We start from the raw sequence: 18,332 nt of genomic DNA, 5'->3' as shown, positions 1-18,332 counted from the left end.
CGAATTTCAGTGTGCCACCCGCCACCCGGGCGGATTAAGGCCGATGACCGGTGCAATTGGTCACAGCGCCGACTGGGTCGCCCGGCGCGGCGCCCACGCCTGCCCGATGGCAATATCGTCAGCATGTCGACGGTGCGGAGTGGGCGCGGTGCGCTGGTGGTGGCGGTGCTGGCCTCGGCCGCTGTGCTGATCTCGGGGTGCGCCGTCACCCGCACCGAATCGGGGCAGCCGATGCCGACGCCGCCCACCGGGCTGGAGAAGTTCTACGACCAGCGGGTGCAGTGGGGCGACTGCACCGGATTCGGCGGGCCGGATGACCGGTTCCCGCCCAGCACGGAGTGCGCGCGGATCACGGTGCCGGTGGACTACGCGGCGCCCGAGGGGCCCACCGCGCAGATCGCGGTGTCCCGGATCCAGGCCACCGGGCGGCGCATCGGTTCGCTGGTGATGAACCCGGGCGGGCCGGGCGAGTCCGGTCTGGGCATGTCCTCACTCGGCAACAAGACGGCGTTGGCCGAGCGTTTCGACCGGGTCGGCTTCGACCCGCGCGGCGTCGGCTCCTCCATTCCGGTGATCGTCTGCCAGACCCCGCAGGAGCAGGACGCCGAGCGTGCCGAGCCGCAGGAGGACTACACCCCCGAAGGCATCGCCGACGCCGAGGCCGACAACCGCCGGTACGCCGACCGCTGCGCCGAGCGGACCGGGAAGGATTTCCTCGCCCACGTCGGTACCCGCGAAGTGGTGCAGGACCTCGACGTGATGCGCGCCGCGCTGGGTGACGCGCAGCTGACCTATGTCGGGTACTCCTACGGCACCAAGATCGGGTCGGCGTACGCGGAGAAGTTCCCGGCGCACGTGCGCGCCATGGTGCTCGACGGCGCCGTCGACTCTTCGCAGGATCCGGTGCAGGAGTCGTTGCGCCAGGCGGCGGGCTTCCAGAAGGTGTTCGACGCCTACGCCGCGGACTGCGCCCAGCAGCCGGACTGCCCGTTGGGCACCGATCCGGCGCAGGCGGTGCCGCGTTTCCGCGCGCTGGTGGACCCGCTGTGGGACAAGCCTCTGCCCACCACCGATCCGCGCGGACTGAGCTACGGTGACGCGCTCACCGGCGTGCGCCAGGCGCTCTATACCGACGAGCTGTGGAAAGTACTCACGCTCGGGTTGTCCGAGCTGCGCGACGGGCGCGGCGACACGTTGCTCGCGCTGGCCGATCTGTACGACGGCCGCCGCGACGACGGCAGCTACTCCAACACCACCGACGCGTTCAACGCGATCCGCTGCGTGGACGATCCGCGTATCGCCGACCGCGAGGTCACCGCGCGCCAGGACGCGGAATACCGCAAGGCCGCGCCGTTCCTGGACGACCGTCGGAGCACCGGCGCCGCGCCGCTGGAACTGTGCACCGCCTGGCCGGTACCGAACACCAGCGAGCCGCACCGCATCTCCGTGACCGGTCTGCCGAAGACGGTGGTGGTGTCCACGACCGAGGACCCGGCGACGCCGTACCAGGCCGGAGTGGACCTGGCCGGGCAACTGGGCGCCGCCTTGATCACCTACCAGGGCAACCGGCACACTGTGGCGCTGGCGGGCGGCGTGTCCTGCGTGGACGACGCGGTCATCGCCTATCTGGTCGACCTGACCGAACCCGCTCCGGGCCTCACCTGCTGAGGCGGCTCGGTTGCCGACCGGCGGCGCCGTCGTTGCACACCGGGGCAAAAGCTCACAAACCGGACGATTCGACTGTGCGGAGTCTCCCGAAAACATCCAGGTCAGCAATCTTAAGCGTGTATGTAACACAGATTTAACGCCAGGTGCTTACGCTCGCGGGCATGGATCGCCAGAAGGAATTCGTGCTGCGGACGCTCGAAGAGCGGGACATCCGCTTCGTACGTCTCTGGTTCACCGACGTCTTGGGTTATCTGAAGTCCGTCGCGATCGCACCCGCCGAGCTGGAGGGCGCCTTCGAGGAGGGTATCGGTTTCGACGGCTCGGCCATCGAGGGCTTCGCCCGCGTCTCGGAGGCCGATATGGTCGCCCGGCCGGATCCGTCGACCTTCCAGGTGCTGCCGTGGGCCACCAGCAAGGGCCACCAGCACTCCGCGCGCATGTTCTGCGACATCACCATGCCGGACGGTTCGCCGTCCTGGGCCGACCCGCGCCACGTGCTGCGCCGCCAGCTCAACAAGGCGGGCGACGTCGGCTTCAGCTGCTACGTGCACCCCGAGATCGAGTTCTTCCTGCTGGAGAACGGTCCGCAGGGCGGCGTGCCGGTCCCCGCCGACAGCGGCGGCTTCTTCGACCAGGCCGTGCACGATTCGGCGCCGAACTTCCGCCGCCACGCCATCGACGCGCTGGAGTCCATGGGCATCTCCGTGGAGTTCAGCCACCACGAGGGCGCTCCGGGCCAGCAGGAGATCGACCTGCGCTACGCCGACGCGCTGTCCATGGCCGACAACGTGATGACCTTCCGTTACCTGATCAAGGAAGTGGCCATCGACGAGGGCGTGCGCGCGACGTTCATGCCCAAGCCGTTCGCCGAGTACCCGGGCTCGGCGATGCACACGCACATGAGCCTGTTCGAGGGCGAGACCAACGCCTTCCACGATCCCGACGACCCGATGAACCTGTCGGAGACGGCGCGGGCGTTCATCGCGGGCATCCTCGAGCACGCCCCGGAGATCAGCGCGGTCACCAACCAGTGGGTGAACTCCTACAAGCGCCTCATCCACGGCGGCGAGGCGCCCACCGCGGCCTCGTGGGGCCGTTCCAACCGCTCCGCCTTGGTGCGCGTGCCGATGTACACGCCGAACAAGTCGTCCTCGCGCCGCGTCGAGATCCGCAGCCCAGATTCCGCGTGCAATCCCTACCTGACCTTCGCCGTGCTGCTCGCGGCCGGTTTGCGGGGCATCGAGAAGGGCTACACGCTGCCGCCGGAGGCCGAGGACGACGTGTGGTCGCTGACCGTGGCCGAGCGTCGCGCGATGGGCTTCCGCGAGCTGCCGGGCACCCTGGACGAGGCGCTGCAGGCGATGGAGCGCTCCGAACTGGTCGCCGAGACCCTCGGCGAGCACGTGTTCGACTTCTTTCTGCGCAACAAGCGCCGGGAATGGGCGGACTACCGCAGCCAGGTCACGCCGTTCGAGCTGAAGGAATACCTGGGGCTGTAAGCCGGAGGGACGCCCGGGTCGGCGTGCGCGCGCGCTCCGCCCTGTAATTTGAGAACCATGGTCCGGCCCCCGTCTGCCCGCTCCGCTGTCCCCGGTGTCGGTCGGCTCGGATTGCTCGAGCCCTCCGCCGCCGCGTCGCTGCGCGAACTGGGGTGGGACAACGTCGAGAGCATCCCCGTGCTGTGGGCGCTGTCCCGCGCGCCGGACGCCGACCTCGCGTTGAGCACGCTCATGCGGCTGCGGGAGAGCAGCGGAAGCGGCTGGGACGCCATCGATTCGGCGATCCGCACGGATACGTCGCTGCGCGGCAGGCTGTTCGCGCTGCTGGGCTCCTCCAGCGCGTTGGGCGATCACCTCGTCGCCGCGCCGTCCGCCTGGGAAGTCCTGCGCCGCAAGGAGTTGCCCGGCCGCGACGAGCTGATCGCCGATCTGCTCACGGTGGTCGAGGCGCAACCCGAGCAAGGCCCGAACGCGGCCCCGATGCTCTACCGGGCCGGCATCTCCGAGCCCGCTGTGGTGGCGTCGCTGCGCAAGAGGTACCGCGACCAGCTGATGCTGCTGGCCGCGCTGGATCTGGCGGCCACGGTGGAGAACGAGCCGGTGTTGCCGTACCAGGTGGTCGGCAGGCATCTCACCGACCTGGCCGATGCCGCCCTGACCGCGGCGCTGGCCGTCGCGGTGGCGCGGGTCTGCAAGGACGAGCCGGTGCCGGTGCGGTTGGGCGTGATCGCGATGGGCAAGTGCGGCGCGCGCGAGTTGAACTATGTCAGCGACGTCGACGTGGTGTTCGTCGCCGAGCCCGCCGACGCCACCGCCACGCGCTTGGCCGCGGAGATGATGAGCGTGGCGAGCCAGGCGTTCTTCGAGGTGGATGCGGCACTGCGGCCGGAGGGCAAAGCCGGTGCGCTGGTACGGACGCTGGATTCGCATATCGCCTACTACAAGCGGTGGGCCCGGACCTGGGAATTCCAAGCGCTGTTGAAGAACCGCCCGGCCACCGGTGATCTCGCGCTCGGCGAGCAGTACCGCGCCGCGCTGATGCCGATGGTCTGGTCGGCCTCGGAGCGTCCCGACTTCGTCGCCGACGTCCAGGCGATGCGCCGCCGGGTGGAGGATCTGGTGCCCGCCGATCTGCGCGAACGCGAGTTGAAGCTCGGGCACGGCAGCCTGCGGGATGTCGAGTTCGCCGTGCAACTGCTGCAGTTGGTGCACGGGCGGGTGGACGACACGTTGCACGTGCAGGGCACCGTCGAGGCGCTGACCGCGCTGGCCGCGGGCGGGTACGTGGGTCGCGACGACGCGGCCAATCTCACCGCGTCCTACGAGTTCCTGCGTCTGCTGGAACACCGGCTGCAACTCCAGCGGCTGCGTCGCACTCACACGCTGCCCGCCGACGACGACGAGGAGGGCATGCGCTGGCTGGCGCGCGCCGCCCATATCCGGCCCGACGGCAGGCAGGACGCGGTGGGTGTGCTGGGCAGCGAGATCCGCCGGAACGCGGTGCGTGTACGGCGGCTGCACGCCAAGTTGTTCTACCGGCCGCTGCTGGACTCGGTGGTGCGCCTGGATTCCGATGCGCTGCGCCTGAGCCCCGAGGCCGCGATCCGGCAGCTGGCGGCCCTCGGTTACGCGGCGCCCGAACACGCCCTCGGCCACCTGAAGGCCCTGACCGGCGGCGTGTCCCGCAAAGGCCGCATCCAAGCCCTGCTGTTGCCGACGCTGCTCGAATGGCTGGGCGACACGCCGAATCCCGATGCGGGCCTGCTGGCCTACCGCCGGGTGTCGGAGGGCCTGGCCGACCAGATCTGGTTCTTGCGCGAACTGCGCGACGAGGGGGCGATCGCGCAGCGGCTGATGATCGTGCTCGGCTCCTCGGAGTATCTGCCCGACCTGCTCATCAACGCGCCGGAAACGATCCGGATGTACGCCGACGGGCCCGGCGGCCCGCTGCTGCTCGGTCCGCAGCCCGACGAGGTGGCCCGCGGCATCCTCACCGCCGCCGCTCGGTACGAGGACTCGAAACGCGCTGTGGCCGCGGCGCGTTCGTTGCGCAGGCACGAACTGGCGCGGGTGGCGTCGGCCGATCTGCTCGGCATGCTCGAAGTGCCGCAGGTGTGCCGGGCGCTGTCGTCGGTGTGGGTGGCGGTACTGGAAGCGTCGTTACGCGCGGTGATCCGGGCGAGTGAGGCCGAGCGGGGCGAGCCCGCGCCCGCCGACATCGCGGTGATCGGCATGGGCCGGCTCGGTGGCATGGAACTCGGCTACGGCTCCGACGCGGACGTGCTGTTCGTGTGCGACCCACGGCCGGGCACCGACGAGACCAAGGCCGTCAAATGGGCCATCGGGGTGGCCGACCGGGTACAGCAGTTGCTCGGGGCGCCGAGTACGGACCCGCCGCTGCACGTCGACGCCGGGCTGCGCCCGGAGGGTCGCAACGGCTCGCTCGTTCGCACGCTGGCCGCCTATGCCGCGTACTACGAGCAGTGGGCGCAACCCTGGGAGGTGCAGGCGCTGCTGCGCGCCAACCAGGTGGCCGGTGACCAGGAACTCGGGGTGCGCTTCCTGCACGTCATCGATAAGGTGCGGTACCCGGAGGGCGGGGTGTCGGCCGAGGCGGTGCGCGAGATCCGGCGGATCAAGGCCAGGGTGGACGCGGAGCGGCTGCCCCGCGGCGCCGACCCGGCCACGCACACCAAACTGGGGCGCGGCGGCCTGGCCGACATCGAGTGGACGGTCCAGCTGACGCAGCTGCGGCACGCCCACGAGGTGCCCGGCCTGCACAACACCTCCACCTTGGAAGCGCTGGACGTGATCGAGCAGACCGAACTGCTGGACGCGCAGGACGTGGCGCTGTTGCGCGACGCCTGGCTGACCGCGACCAACGCGCGCAACGCCTTGGTCCTGGTGCGCGGCAAGCCCACCGACCAGCTCCCCGGGCCGGGCCGGCTCCTGTCCGCTGTGGCGCGCGTCGCGGGCTGGCCCAACGACGACGGGAGCGAATTCCTCGACCACTACATGCGCGTCACGCGGCGCGCCAAAGCCGTCGTCGAACGAGTCTTCGGCGCCTGAGGCTGTGCCGTAGCGATTCGCCGCTCTCCGCGCGCGGCCGCACGAAGCGTGTCCGCGAAGCCGGACTCACGTTCCCAGGGCGAGACCCCTGCGGGCCGCCCGCTGCTCGCCCCAGTCGTAGAGGGCGGTGAGGACGGGGACGAGGGTGCGGCCTTCGTCGGTGAGCGTGTATTCGACCTGCGGAGGCACCGTGTCGAAGACGGTGCGGCGGACCAGGCCGTCGGATTCCAGTTCGCGCAATTGCTGGATCAGCATCTTCTCGCTGGTGGTCGGCATCCGCCTGCGCAGCTCGCCATAGCGGTGCACCCCCTCTTTCAGGTGGGCGAGGATCACCGGCTTCCATTTGCCGCCGATCAGGTCGACGGTCACCTCCACGGCGCAGTGGTAGCGCTTGTCGGGCACGCGTCGGACCTCCTGGCTGCTCACCCTACGCACCGAAAAGTGCGTTCTTGTAACACTGTAATCATCGCGATTCCATGGATGCCGTTCGTAGCACATCACCGCAGACATGGAGCGAAATCCTATGAAGGTCATTGTTTTCGACCGATTCAAGCCCGGGGTCACCCTGGAGACGATCAATCCGTACCTGCCCGAGGAGGTCGCCAATGTGTGGCGGCTGTGGAAGGCGGGCATCGTCCGGGAGAACTACGCGCGCGCCGACGAGCCCGGCGTAGTCATCGTCTTCGAGGTCGACAGCGTCGAGGAGGCGCGCAAGTACGTCGCGGACTTTCCGCTCACCAAGGCCGGATACTTGGAGTGGACATTCGTGCCGGTTCAGGCGCCCTTGCCGCTGGAAGCGTTGATGGATCCGGCCGTCGACGTCGCCGAGCCCTACGACCGGACGGCGTGAGCATGCGGCACGCCTTCGGCCTGAGCATCCCGCAGACCGTGCCCGACGCCTGCGACCCCGCGCGGATGGCGCTGCTCATCTACGACATGCAGGTGGGCATCGTGCGGCAGATTCCCGAGGGGGAGCGGATCGTGCGCGCCTGCGTCCGATTGCGCGACGCCGCACGGGCGGGTGGCTTCCGGGTGTTCTACACCCGGCACATGTCGCTGCCGGTCGCGGCGTCAGGTGTCGCGCAGCTGCGCACCGCTATGTCCTGGCAGCAGGTGGACGACCCGGCCGCCCTGCGATCGAGCTTCCCGCAGGGCTCTGCGCAGTTCCAGCTGGTGCCCGAGTTGACGCCCGGACCGGACGAGGTGGTGTTCGACAAGATCACCATGTCGGCGTTCGCCGCGACGCCGTTGGATTTCGCGCTGCGCGACTGCGGCATCGACGCCTATGCCGTGGCAGGCATCGCCATGGAAGTGGGCATCGAGCCGACCGTCCGGCACAGCCTGGACCTGGGCTATCTGCCGATCATCGTGACCGACGCATGCGGCGCCGGGCATCCGGAGGCGGCCGAGAGAGCTTGTGCCACGCTGCAATTCACCGGCGGATCACTCACCACCGAGACGACGGAATTGAGCGAGCTGATGAGGCGGCGCGTGTCGTGACGCGGTCGGTCGCGGTGTGTCCCGTCGAACCCTCAGGTTGCGGGGGGCGTCCGGCGGCTTCGATGCGCACCACGCGAGCCTTGGTGTAGTGCTTGCGATCGAGCCGATGGACGGTACCCACCCGCCACCGCCGCCAGGTCTTCGGCGCTCTCGGCCGTCAGCGGTCCCGTCGCTCGAAATTCCTCGACGTACATTCCTTGCCCTCGCCGTGGCGCCTACGCTCCGCGGCCAGCTCAGGAGGGCCGGGTCGCGCCACACGGTGAAGCCGCCGAAGTGTCCCGCACCTGTAATCCACACTCGGCGCACACCGAGTCCCCACAGACATTGCCTAGGCTCGACCGCATGCGTAAATGGATGGACCGAGCCTTGCTCGGGGCGGGGTGGTGCGCTGTGGTCGTGGGCGCCGTCGGGATCGTGCTGCATTTCGGGGCGTGGGAACAGCGTGGACTGGTACTGCTCGCGTCGGGGGCGTCGTACTTGATGTTCGGCGCCCTCGCAGGCTTGGTGCTGCTGCTGGTCGCACGCGGGTGGCGCAGCGCGGCACTCGCCGGGGTGTTGGCCGTGGCGGTGCTGTGGACGCTGGTGCCGGCGTTCGTGCCGGAAGGGCGGGCGGCGAGCGGTCCGACGCTCACCGTCATGCAATCGAATCTGCTGTTCGGCCGGGCCGATCCGGCTGCGGTGGTGCGTGCGGTGCGGGACAACCGGGTCGACGTGCTGACCGTCGACGAACTGACCGACGCCGCGCTCGAACGGCTGGCGGGCGCGGGCCTGCTCGACGAACTGCCGTATCAGTACCTCGAGCCCACCCGCGACGGCGGTGGCGGCACCGGCATCTACAGTCGGCACCCGTTGCGGGAGAACAGGAAGTACGACGGATACATCCTGAACAACGTCTCCGCGACTATGGATCACCCCGAGCGCGGGCCGATCGCGGTCTTCGCGTTCCACCCGGTCCCGCCGCCGTTCGATTTCCCCGCGTGGCAGGCGGAGATGCGCAGGACCCGGGAAATCCTCGAGGCGCAACGGGGTCCCGCCATCGTGGGCGCCGACTTCAACGCGACCCGGGACCACACGGCCTACCGTGACCTCGTGCGCGGTCGCTTCGCCTCGGCGGCCGACCAGACCGGCGCCGGATTGCTGCCCACCTTTCCCGACGACCGCAGCTGGGGTCCGGTGATCGGTATCGACCACATCCTGCTCGCCGACGCCACCGCCGAACAGTTGCACACCCTCTCCGTTCCGGGCTCCGACCACCGAGCGCTGATCGCCCGCATCCGCTTGCACTGACCCGGGCGGAAGTCGCCGCGCCGACTGGTCCGAGCGCCGCGCTGACGAGGATCGTCCAGGTGTCGCGGCCGCCGCGGTTCGACTACGACGGGGTCGGTCGCGACTGCTCGGGGACCACCGTCGCCCGGCGGGTGTCGTATCGCCGAGGGTCGACCAGATCGGCACCGACGTATCCGCCCTGGCCCGACGTATCCGCCCTGGCCCGACGTAGCGGACCGATGGCGGGCGACGACCCGCTCTCGTCGGTCGTGGACGGCGAGAGCGCCTGCCCGCGGCTACACCGGCAGCGACCGCAGCGAGCTCAGCGTGCCCGCCAGCGCACGGGCCGCTTCGGCGCCTTTGGTCACGAAGTGCTCGGTGAAGAACGTGACGTGCTCGCTGTGCTCGTGGAAGTGGTGGGGGGTGAGCACGACCGAGAACACCGGCACGTCCGTATCGAGCTGGACGCGCATCAGCCCGTCGATCACCGCCGACGCCACGAAGTCGTGCCGGTAGATTCCGCCGTCCACCACCAGCGCGGACGCGACGATCGCCGCGTACCGGCCGGAGTGCGCCAAGCGCTTGGCGTGCAGGGGGATCTCGAACGCGCCCGGCACCTCGTAGACGTCGATGGTGGCGGGATCGAAACCGAGGTCGGCGTATTCGGTGCGGAAGCCCTCGTACGCCTTGCCCACGATCGAGCTGTGCCAGCTGGCGCGGATGAACGCGATGGATCCGGTAGTTCTCATGCCGGGATACTACTGTTCGGTAAGGTGCGCTTCCAGCCAGCCGACGACGTCGTCGAGCACTTTCTGCTGCTCGGGCTCGTTGAACACCTCGTGGTAGAGGCCTTCGTAGCGGATCACCGTGAGATCCTTCGACCCCGCGCCCCGCTCGATGAGATCAGAACTCGACGGCGCGGCGATCGCGTCGGCCGTGCCGTGCAGCACCAGCACCGGCACGGTGAGCTGCGCCAGCCGCTGCTTGACCGTATCCGTCGCGCTCAGCATCTCGGCGCCGGTGCGGGCGGGCAGCTTGCCCCGGTAGACCAGCGGATCGTTGTCGTAGGCCGTGACCACCGCGGGGTCGCGGCTGATCTGCGACGAATCCAGTTTCAGCACACCCAGATTCGGGGCGAACCGGCTCAACACCGGTGCGAGCGCGCGCTGCACCGGATTGCCCACCGGGATGTCCAACGGCGGGGCGGACAGCACGAGGCCCGCGATGTCGATCGGCGCGCGGGTGGCCAGATACAGGGTGATCAGGCTGCCCATCGAGTGCGCGACCAGGAAGCGCGGCACCCCGGGTTGTTCACGGCTCGCGATGGCCAGCATGGCGGCCACGTTGTCGGCGGCGCCTTCCATGGAGCCGATGTTGGCTTTGCCGCCCGCGGACTTCCCGTGCCCGATGTGATCGAGCGCGTACACCGCGAAACCCGCTGCGATCAAGCGCTGTCCGACGTGGGTGTAGCGGCCGGAATGCTCGGCCACACCGTGCACCAGCACGACCACGGCCCGCGCGGCGCCCTCCGGCAGCCACGCGCGCCACGCGACTCCGCTGCCGATCCCGTCGAACTCCCCGGACGCGGTACGGATGGCGGGCGGCTCGGCGGGCGCGCTGTCGCCCGCCGTCGGCTCGGTCGTCATGCCTGCGCTCCTGACGTCGATGGCGCGCCGACCGTCGCGAAATGCTCGATCAGCCGCCGGTTGAACTCGATGAGTCGAGCGTAGTTGACCCGGGAGAGGCGTTCGTCGGTTCCGTGGATCGAGGCCAGATCACGGTTGTCCAGCACGATCGGCGCGAAATTGCACCGGGTCCGCGCCAGATCGTCGTAGTGCCTGGAGTCGGTCGCGCCGGGCACGATGCCGGTGGTCACCGCGATACCGGGGACGACGGCGCGGGCGAGATCGGCGATCAGCTCGAAGGTGGGGCCCGGCTCCGTGATCCGCGACGGTTCCGACGACATGCCGACCAGCTCGAATTCGATGCCCTTGTCGCGCACGACTTTCCGGCAGTGCGCCAGCACCGAGGCGACCGTGTCCCCCGGCAGGATGCGGAAGTTCACCATGGCCTCGGCGCGCTGCGGCAGCACGTTGGCCCGCACACCGCCGCGGATCACCGTCGGCGCCGTGGTGGTGCGCACCATGGCCTCGGTCTGCGGCTGGGTCGCCATCACGCGGGTGATCACCGGTCCGGCGATGCCGGCGAGGCCGAGCAGACGCCGTCGCGGTCCCGGCATGACGTCGCGCAACCTGGCCAGCATGTCCGCGATCACCGGCGTCAGGCGCAGCGGCATCGGATGGTCCTGGACGCGGGCCACCGCCCGCGCGATCCGGCCGACCGCCGTCTGCTTGCCCGGCATGGACGAGTGCCCGCCCACCTCGGTGACCGACAACCGCACCGTCGCGTAGCCTTTCTCACCGAGCATGATCGTGGCCACCGGCTGCCGCACGCCCTCGACGATGCCCGCGGTGATCACTCCGCCCTCGTCGAGCAGCAGATCCGCGCGCACGCCCGCCTGCCGCAGATGATCGGCCATCCGCTCGGCCCCGTCGCCGCCGAAGACCTCCTCGTCGTGCCCGAAGGCCAGGTACACGGTGTGCCGCGGCCGTACGCCTGCGACGAGCGCCGCCTCGACCGCCTCCAGGATGGCGAGCACGCGGCTCTTGTCATCGATCGCGCCGCGGCCCCAGATGTATTCGTCGTCGACCACTCCGGCGAAGGGAGGGTGAGTCCAGCGCTTCGGATCGTCCGCGGGCACCACGTCCTGGTGCGCGAGCAGGATCGCGGCCACCCGGTCCGGCTCGGTACCCGGCCAGCGGTAGAGCCTGCTGTGTTCGAACCGCCGCAGTTCGAGCTCGGCGTGCACGCGGGGGAACGACGCCCGCAGGTGAGCGTCGAGGCGGTCGAACGCGGCGCTGTCGGCATCGCGCGGGTCGTCGGTGGACACCGTCGCACAGCGCAGCGCGGCGGCGAGGCGTTCGGCGGTCAGGTCGTCGACCGGTTCCGTCATCGGTCACCGGTGCGGTCGGGCAGGTTCATCGACACGGTTGCATTGTTCAGCATGCTCGGGTCCAAGGCGATCGTCTTCTCGTTTCGCCACTTCACGATGCCTTCGGTGAGCCCTCCCGGCAGATCCGGGTGACGAGTTGCGGTCAGCAGGGGCAATTCGATGCTCGCGGACGTCACTGTGACCGAGGCGAAGGCGGGGGAGTGCGACCACACGTCGTCGACCACGTCGGTGACTCGCACGCCGATCCGGTGACCGGCCGCGATCGGCCAATCCTGGGCGAGCAGCCGGACTTCGGCGACGTCGCGGACGGGTGCGATCCCGCGGGTGATGACGGTGGCGCGCAGGTCGGGTGCGATGTCGTAGAGTTCGACCGCGACCGTCGCGCTCGCCGGGCCGCTCAGCCGGAGGGTGGCGGTGGGGATGCCGGACAGGTGCTGGTCGCCGGCCAGCGGCGCGGAGACCGACCAGAGTTCACGGTCGGGCCCGGGGACCAGGCCCCGGTCGGTGTACTCGCCGGTGCGCAGTCCCACCGGGACCCGCCGCACGTCGGCGGGCGGCCACGCGGTCTCGGCGCGCCAGCGTCCGTCGAACTGGCCGACGGTGATTCGCGGTCCGGGAACCACCACGTCGCGGCCTGCGACGTGCTTGTCGAAGAACGCGAGCAACTCGGTGTCGAAGTGCGGTGTGCCGCATTTGTCATGGCAGGTGCGGTGTCCCCACTGGCCGAACCAGGCCCGGTGCTCGCCGGGCCCGAGGCCGTTCCACAGGTCGAACACCCGGTCGGCCCGGGTGTTGTAGTCGACGAAGCCCTGACCGAGGAAAAGCGGAATCGTATTGCCGCGCAATCGAGCGACGAGGTCGCGGTCGCGCCAGAAGGCAGTGTCCGGATTGTGATCGCCGATCTCGGCCAGGTACCGCCGGTAGCACTGCCACGGCAACTGTGTCGCATTCGCCTGATATTCGCCGGAGTCCTCCGGATGCGGTGGGGTAGAGGCGATGAGCAGGTGTTCCAACCCCGCTAAGTCGGCGGGCCGCACACCGCTCTCGGTGATCGGCTTGCCGGCGAACTTCCAGGAGATGCCCTGCATGTAAAGGTAAGAGTACGGGTCGCCGACGGGCGCGAACGCGCCCACAGCGGCGAGGCCTTTCGGTGCGCCCGCCAGCCCCATGAGGCCGGTCCAGGCTTCGTACGATGTGCCGAACATCCCGACCTTGCCGGTAGACCATGGCTGGCTCGCCGCCCACTCCACGGCCGCGGCAGCATCCGCTTGCTCCCCGGGGCCACCATAGTCGGGGCAGCCGTTCGAGCCGCCGAACCCGCGAAGGTCGACGATGACGTAGGTGTAGCCCGCGTTGAGGAACATCTCGGCGGTGAGGTTGTCGGTGGACGGCCCCCCGGTGAGGCGCGGCTCGGTCAAATACGCCAGGTGCGCGCGATACGGGCTGACGGTGAGAATGACGGGAGTGCGGGTCTCCTCGGAGATTCCGGCCGGGCGCAGGATATCGGCGTGCAGTCGGGTGCCGTCCGTGCCGTCGATGAACGTTTGCTTCCACTGGTACGGCACGGGCAGGGGCTCGGCGACCGCGGTCACGGGGGTGACGGCTCCCAGCAGGAGCAGCAGCCCGCCCAGGGCGCGCAACAGAACGGCTCGTTCGCTCACCATTGGACTATCGAGTCTTCCCGCGTGGATGTCCAGCCCCCGGAACCATGGGTCGTCGAGCCGCCGTCCGAATCGCACGCTGCCACGTCCACATGGCGGTGAGCTGCGGCGCGGTGTCACCTTCCGGGGGTGATCCCGGTCAGGAGGTGACGGCCCGAAGGGTCGGCGCGAAAACGGGAACCGATCGACATTCTCGATTCCGATCCGAATTTCGCTTCGCGGCATGCCGCCGCGTCCCGGCCGCCGCGGACGCCCGGCCGCGAGCCGGTGTTTGCGCAGGGTAGGTCGCGCCGGAGCTGCCACAGGTTATGGCCCTGCGGCGCGGACCACGAAGGATACGGCGAACGGTACCGACTGGATGAACGCCGCGATGTCGCAGATACTTCGTCCGGTGTCTCGGTCGGCGTATGATCAGCCCAGTGCGAATGCTTGGGGGATTGATAATGCGTGAGCTGGCGACCGCGGACTGGGAACGGTTCGTGCAAGCGCTGGCGCTTTGCCTCTCGGAGCTGCCTTCACGAGCGACCCTGATCATCGCCGCTCCAGGGAATCGTTACGTCCAGTTCGTCCAATATGACATCAAACTGTCTGCTGAACTGGCCGGAAACCACTACCTGAGCAACCCGATTCCGGAGACCGCCGCACAGGAACTGCGCGCGCAGGGCTGGCACGAGCCCGCGGTGCGGCATGACGCCGACAACTGGACCCGGACCCTTTTCTGGCCTATCGCCCCCAACAGCCTGGTGGAGTTCGCCAGTTCGGTCGCTGTCGGTTTGCGCGACGCTCTCGGTGTGGCTGCCCCGGCCGATTTGCGCGCCATGGGATGGACCGAAGCATCGGGTGATCTGGATCTCACCGCACTCGGCTCGATCGCCCACCGCGGCTGAGACCGGCTGGGCACGGCAAAGCCGCGACTACCTGGGCACTATCCTGAGAGTCATGGCAGCAGGCAAGCCCACCAAGGAAGCGAAGGCCGCGGCGAAAGCGGCCCGCAAGCAGCAGTCGAGAGAACGCCGCAAGCAGTTGTGGCAGGCGTTCCAGATGCAGCGCAAGGAAGACAAGCTGCTGCTGCCGCTGATGATCGGCGCCTTGGTCGGCAGCACCGCCGTCTTCGTCGTGATCGGCTTGATCTTCGGGCTGACCTGGTTCCTCGTCCCGCTGGGCGTGGTGCTCGGTGCGCTGCTGGCGTTCATCATCTTCGGCAGGCGGGTGCAGAAGAGCGTCTACCGCAAGGCCGAGGGCCAGGCGGGCGCCGCAGCCTGGGTGCTGGACAACCTCCAGGGCAAGTGGCGGGTGAGCAACGGCATCGCCGCGACCACGCAGCTGGACGCCGTGCACCGGGTGATCGGCCTGCCCGGCGTGGTGCTGGTCGCCGAAGGGGCCCCGCAGAGGGTCAAGTCGCTGCTCGCTCAGGAGAAGAAGCGCACGGCCCGGCTGATCGGCGACACCCCGATCTACGACATCGTCATCGGCAACGACGAAGGCCAGGTGCCGCTCAAGGATCTCCAGCGCTACCTCACCAAGCTGCCGCGCAACATCGATACCAAGCGGATGGACCTCATCGAAGGCCGGCTGTCCGCTCTCAGCGCGCGCGGCGGGCCCGCCCTGCCGAAGGGGCCCATGCCCGCCGGCGCGAAGATGCGCGGCGTGCAGCGGACCATCCGCCGGCGCTGACCGCTGTGCACAAGGCCCGCGTCCCTGTTGGGAGACGGGCCTTTGTTCGTGCTCGATCTCGGTGGAGGGGGCGTCCCGTCAGTTGTTCCCGGGTTCAGCGTGCATGCACCAGCGCCGTGCCGGTGGCGCGGTCGTGCATGCCGCGCCCGTCGGCGTCGGTGAACAACGCGGGCACCACGAACAGCAACAGGACCTGCCTGGCCAGCGCCCGCACGAAGCCGACCGGCGCGGGCGCGTCGATGCGCACCGTCCGCAGCCGCAGGAAATACTGCCCCGGCGTGAACCCGAACAGCGTGACCGCGCCGACGCCGATCACGAACCAGATCAGCAGCGTGAGACTCGACGCCGAAGCGCTGCGGGCGAGCAGCGCCGCGATGCCGAGCGCGATCATCCAGTCCACGAAGAGGGCGGCTATGCGGCGCCCCATGCCGGCCAGCGAGCCCGCCCCGGTCTGCGGCAGGCCGAGGTGTTCACCGGGGAACTCAGGAGTTGCCGGACCGCCGGAGTCGGCCGGAGGGCCGGAGAGCCAAGAGCCGGTGATGCGTGCCATGCACCCCAGGATAGGCGCGCGCGGACCGGAGCCCGGTACCGCATAAGCGGAGTTCAGCGTCGGGGCGCGCCGTGCCGGGGGCAGGACTACCATTCAATCGAGTCCGGGTGGTCAGCACCACGCTGCCTGACGCACGTGTAACACCGGCGAAACACATCCTTGACTGCAGGGAAACACGGCATCCATAGCGTCGGGTCGCGACGAACCCACGCAAGGCGACACTGGCTGGGAACCGATCCGTAAGGAGAACAAGTGACGTTCAGCACGGCCGACGAGGTCATCAAATTCATCGCTGATGAGGACATCGAGTACGTCGACATCCGTTTCAGCGACCTTCCCGGTGTGCAGCAGCACTTCTCGATCCCGGGGAAGGCTTTCACCACCGACCTCGCCGAGGAAGGGCTAGCGTTCGACGGCTCCTCCGTCCGTGGGTTCCAGTCCATCGATGAGTCGGACATGCTGTTGCTGCCCGACTTCTCCACCGCGCGCATCGACCCGTTCCGCGCCGCCAAGACGCTGAATCTCAACTTCTTCGTGCACGACCCGTTCACCCGCGAGGCATACAGCCGCGACCCGCGTAACGTCGCGCGCAAGGCGGAGGAGTACCTGCGATCCACCGGCATCGCAGACACCGCGTACTTCGGCCCCGAGGCGGAGTTCTACATCTTCGACTCGATCCGCTACGACTCGGCCATGAACGGCGCTTTCTACGAGATCGAGTCGGTCTCCGGTTCCTGGAACACCGGCGCGGAGTTCGACCCGGACGGCGGCCGCAACCGCGGCTACAAGGTCCGCAACAAGGGCGGCTACTTCCCGGTCGCGCCCTACGACCACTACGTCGACCTGCGCGACAAGATCTCGACCAACCTGCAGAACTCCGGCTTCGAGCTGGAGCGCGGCCACCACGAGGTCGGCACCGCGGGCCAGGCCGAGATCAACTACAAGTTCAACACCCTGCTCGCCGCGGCCGACGACCTGCAGCTGTTCAAGTACATCGTCAAGAACACCGCGTGGCAGGAAGGCAAGACCGTCACCTTCATGCCGAAGCCGCTCTTCGGTGACAACGGCTCGGGCATGCACGTGCACCAGTCGCTGTGGAAGGACGGCAAGCCGCTGTTCCACGACGAGGCCGGCTACGGCGGCCTGTCCGACCTGGCGCGTCACTACATCGGCGGCATCCTGCACCACGCGCCGTCGCTGCTGGCGTTCACCAACCCGACGGTGAACTCCTACCACCGCCTGGTCCCCGGCTACGAGGCCCCGATCAACCTGGTGTACTCGCAGCGCAACCGCTCCGCCGCGGTCCGCATCCCGGTCACCGGCAACAACCCGAAGGCCAAGCGCCTCGAGTTCCGCGCACCGGACTCCTCGGGCAACCCGTACCTGGCCTTCGCCGCCATGATGATGGCCGGCCTGGACGGCATCAAGAAGAAGATCGAGCCGCTGGCCCCGGTCGACAAGGACCTCTACGAGCTCCCGCCGGAGGAGGCCAAGAACATCCCGCAGGCCCCCACCAGCCTGGCGTCGGTCATCGACCGCCTCGAGGCCGACCACGACTACCTCACCGAAGGCAACGTCTTCACCGAGGACCTGATCGAGACCTGGATCACCCTCAAGCGCGAAGGCGAAATCGCCCCGGTGAACCTGCGGCCGCACCCGTACGAGTTCGAGCTGTACTTCGACGTGTAAGTCGTAAGGTCGCCACCCTGTGATCGGAGCACCGGCAACCAGGTGCTTCGTTCGCAGCTGTGCGTGCGAGCCGACGAAGCCCATCTGCTTTGTGATCACCTTGTGGTCGCCGGGTAGATGGGCTTGTCTGCGTTCCTGACCAGAACGCACACCGGGCTGTCATCGCGAGTTATGTGGCTCCGTTCTCATGCATGGGAAGCTCGCGCCGAGCGTGAAGAATGGATCCGTATCATCCAGAGCAGGAGGTGGCATGCGGAAAGTGCTGGGCGCCGACTCGATCGAGTGTCGGATGACCGTGCGATCCGGCATGCTTGTTCGGACGCTGCCGGGTCTCTGTCCTGTAGCCGGGATGAAGGCCCCTCACTCGCGCGGCGTGCGGCGATCGTTGCGGAGGACAAGACACTCATGATGCATCCATTTACGGCGGCAGCGCTGGAATCCGGCCGTGAGTTCGTGCACGCCGTCGATGACATGATGGAGCGGATCAAGGGAGTCCGCGCTCGGCGGCCCTCGCCAAGCGCCCGGGTGATTCCGGAGGTCGACGGGATGGGCCGTCTCGTCGATCTGTACATCGCCGACGGGACGATTGCGCATTCGTCGAGTAGTCAGGAGCTGGTGGCCGACATCATGGCGGCGATTCGGGACAGCACCGAAGACGCCCTACGGCAACACCGGCTTGCCATCCAGCAGACGACGTGGCCACCAAAGGTGTCATGGCCCGAACCGTAACTTGCCGCTGTGGT

16 protein-coding genes are annotated in these 18,332 nt (G+C 68.7%); 10 read left to right on the top strand and 6 right to left on the bottom strand.

The window, feature by feature from the left end:
- Nucleotides 1-123 precede the first annotated feature (123 nt).
- From K8O92_32785 to K8O92_32775, 3 genes are all read left to right on the top strand, one after another.
- Nucleotides 124-1,668, top strand: coding sequence for an alpha/beta hydrolase (locus K8O92_32785; protein UAK32404.1), 1,545 nt, complete (start codon nucleotides 124-126; stop codon nucleotides 1,666-1,668).
- Between the two features lie 161 nt (nucleotides 1,669-1,829).
- Nucleotides 1,830-3,167, top strand: a complete 1,338-nt coding sequence (locus tag K8O92_32780) for a glutamine synthetase family protein (protein ID UAK32403.1) — start codon at nucleotides 1,830-1,832, stop codon at nucleotides 3,165-3,167.
- A gap of 57 nt (nucleotides 3,168-3,224) precedes the next feature.
- Nucleotides 3,225-6,236, top strand: a complete 3,012-nt coding sequence (locus K8O92_32775; protein UAK32402.1) for a bifunctional [glutamine synthetase] adenylyltransferase/[glutamine synthetase]-adenylyl-L-tyrosine phosphorylase — start codon at nucleotides 3,225-3,227, stop codon at nucleotides 6,234-6,236.
- Nucleotides 6,237-6,302: 66 nt separating this feature from the next.
- On the opposite strand, the gene K8O92_32770 is transcribed toward K8O92_32775, so the two are convergent.
- Nucleotides 6,303-6,734 (bottom strand): helix-turn-helix transcriptional regulator, encoded by a 432-nt coding sequence (locus tag K8O92_32770; GenBank protein ID UAK36086.1) that lies wholly within the window; start codon nucleotides 6,732-6,734, stop codon nucleotides 6,303-6,305.
- Between the two features lie 25 nt (nucleotides 6,735-6,759).
- Between K8O92_32770 and K8O92_32765 the strand changes: the two genes are divergently transcribed.
- From K8O92_32765 to K8O92_32755, 3 genes are all read left to right on the top strand, one after another.
- Nucleotides 6,760-7,086 (top strand): hypothetical protein, encoded by a 327-nt coding sequence (locus K8O92_32765; protein UAK32401.1) that lies wholly within the window; start codon nucleotides 6,760-6,762, stop codon nucleotides 7,084-7,086.
- A 2-nt stretch (nucleotides 7,087-7,088) separates the two neighbouring features.
- Nucleotides 7,089-7,736 carry a cysteine hydrolase gene (locus K8O92_32760; GenBank protein UAK36085.1) on the top strand — a complete coding sequence of 216 codons (648 nt, stop codon included), beginning with the start codon at nucleotides 7,089-7,091 and terminating at the stop codon, nucleotides 7,734-7,736.
- 342 nt (nucleotides 7,737-8,078) lie between these two features.
- Complete coding sequence (locus tag K8O92_32755) at nucleotides 8,079-9,023, top strand: endonuclease/exonuclease/phosphatase family protein (protein ID UAK32400.1); 945 nt, start codon at nucleotides 8,079-8,081, stop codon at nucleotides 9,021-9,023.
- A gap of 275 nt (nucleotides 9,024-9,298) precedes the next feature.
- Here K8O92_32755 and K8O92_32750 read toward each other — a convergent pair whose 3' ends face one another.
- From K8O92_32750 to K8O92_32735, 4 genes are read right to left on the bottom strand one after another with little or no spacing between them, the layout of a single operon-like run.
- Entirely contained in the window at nucleotides 9,299-9,751 is a 453-nt protein-coding gene (locus tag K8O92_32750) for a 6,7-dimethyl-8-ribityllumazine synthase (GenBank protein ID UAK32399.1), read from the bottom strand.
- A gap of 9 nt (nucleotides 9,752-9,760) precedes the next feature.
- Nucleotides 9,761-10,648, bottom strand: a complete 888-nt coding sequence (locus tag K8O92_32745; GenBank protein UAK32398.1) for a lysophospholipase — start codon at nucleotides 10,646-10,648, stop codon at nucleotides 9,761-9,763.
- The gene (locus K8O92_32740; GenBank protein UAK32397.1) at nucleotides 10,645-12,015 is read right to left on the bottom strand and encodes a M20 family peptidase; all 1,371 of its coding nucleotides are present in this window, start codon (nucleotides 12,013-12,015) and stop codon (nucleotides 10,645-10,647) included. The genes K8O92_32745 and K8O92_32740 overlap by 4 nt, the downstream gene beginning before the upstream one ends.
- Nucleotides 12,012-13,679 (bottom strand): CocE/NonD family hydrolase, encoded by a 1,668-nt coding sequence (locus K8O92_32735; GenBank protein UAK32396.1) that lies wholly within the window; start codon nucleotides 13,677-13,679, stop codon nucleotides 12,012-12,014. The genes K8O92_32740 and K8O92_32735 overlap by 4 nt, the downstream gene beginning before the upstream one ends.
- A 440-nt stretch (nucleotides 13,680-14,119) precedes the next feature.
- Between K8O92_32735 and K8O92_32730 the strand changes: the two genes are divergently transcribed.
- Both K8O92_32730 and K8O92_32725 read left to right on the top strand, forming a co-directional pair.
- Nucleotides 14,120-14,563 (top strand): hypothetical protein, encoded by a 444-nt coding sequence (locus tag K8O92_32730; protein ID UAK32395.1) that lies wholly within the window; start codon nucleotides 14,120-14,122, stop codon nucleotides 14,561-14,563.
- A gap of 52 nt (nucleotides 14,564-14,615) precedes the next feature.
- Nucleotides 14,616-15,350 carry a DUF4191 domain-containing protein gene (locus K8O92_32725; GenBank protein ID UAK32394.1) on the top strand — a complete coding sequence of 245 codons (735 nt, stop codon included), beginning with the start codon at nucleotides 14,616-14,618 and terminating at the stop codon, nucleotides 15,348-15,350.
- A 94-nt stretch (nucleotides 15,351-15,444) separates the two neighbouring features.
- Here the strand turns inward: K8O92_32725 and K8O92_32720 are convergent, their stop codons facing one another.
- Nucleotides 15,445-15,900: an RDD family protein gene (locus tag K8O92_32720; GenBank protein UAK32393.1), complete on the bottom strand. Its 456-nt coding sequence runs from the start codon at nucleotides 15,898-15,900 to the stop codon at nucleotides 15,445-15,447.
- Nucleotides 15,901-16,152: 252 nt separating this feature from the next.
- Here K8O92_32720 and glnA point away from each other — a divergent pair, with 252 nt between their 5' ends.
- Entirely contained in the window at nucleotides 16,153-17,589 is a 1,437-nt protein-coding gene (glnA, locus tag K8O92_32715) for a type I glutamate--ammonia ligase (GenBank protein ID UAK32392.1), read from the top strand.
- A gap of 405 nt (nucleotides 17,590-17,994) precedes the next feature.
- Nucleotides 17,995-18,318 carry a hypothetical protein gene (locus K8O92_32710; GenBank protein UAK32391.1) on the top strand — a complete coding sequence of 108 codons (324 nt, stop codon included), beginning with the start codon at nucleotides 17,995-17,997 and terminating at the stop codon, nucleotides 18,316-18,318.
- Nucleotides 18,319-18,332 lie beyond the last annotated feature (14 nt).

The organism is Nocardia asteroides (genome assembly GCA_019930625.1).
Taxonomy (GTDB): Bacteria; Actinomycetota; Actinomycetes; order Mycobacteriales; family Mycobacteriaceae; genus Nocardia; species Nocardia sputi.
This window is presented reverse-complemented; position numbering and strand designations above follow the sequence as displayed.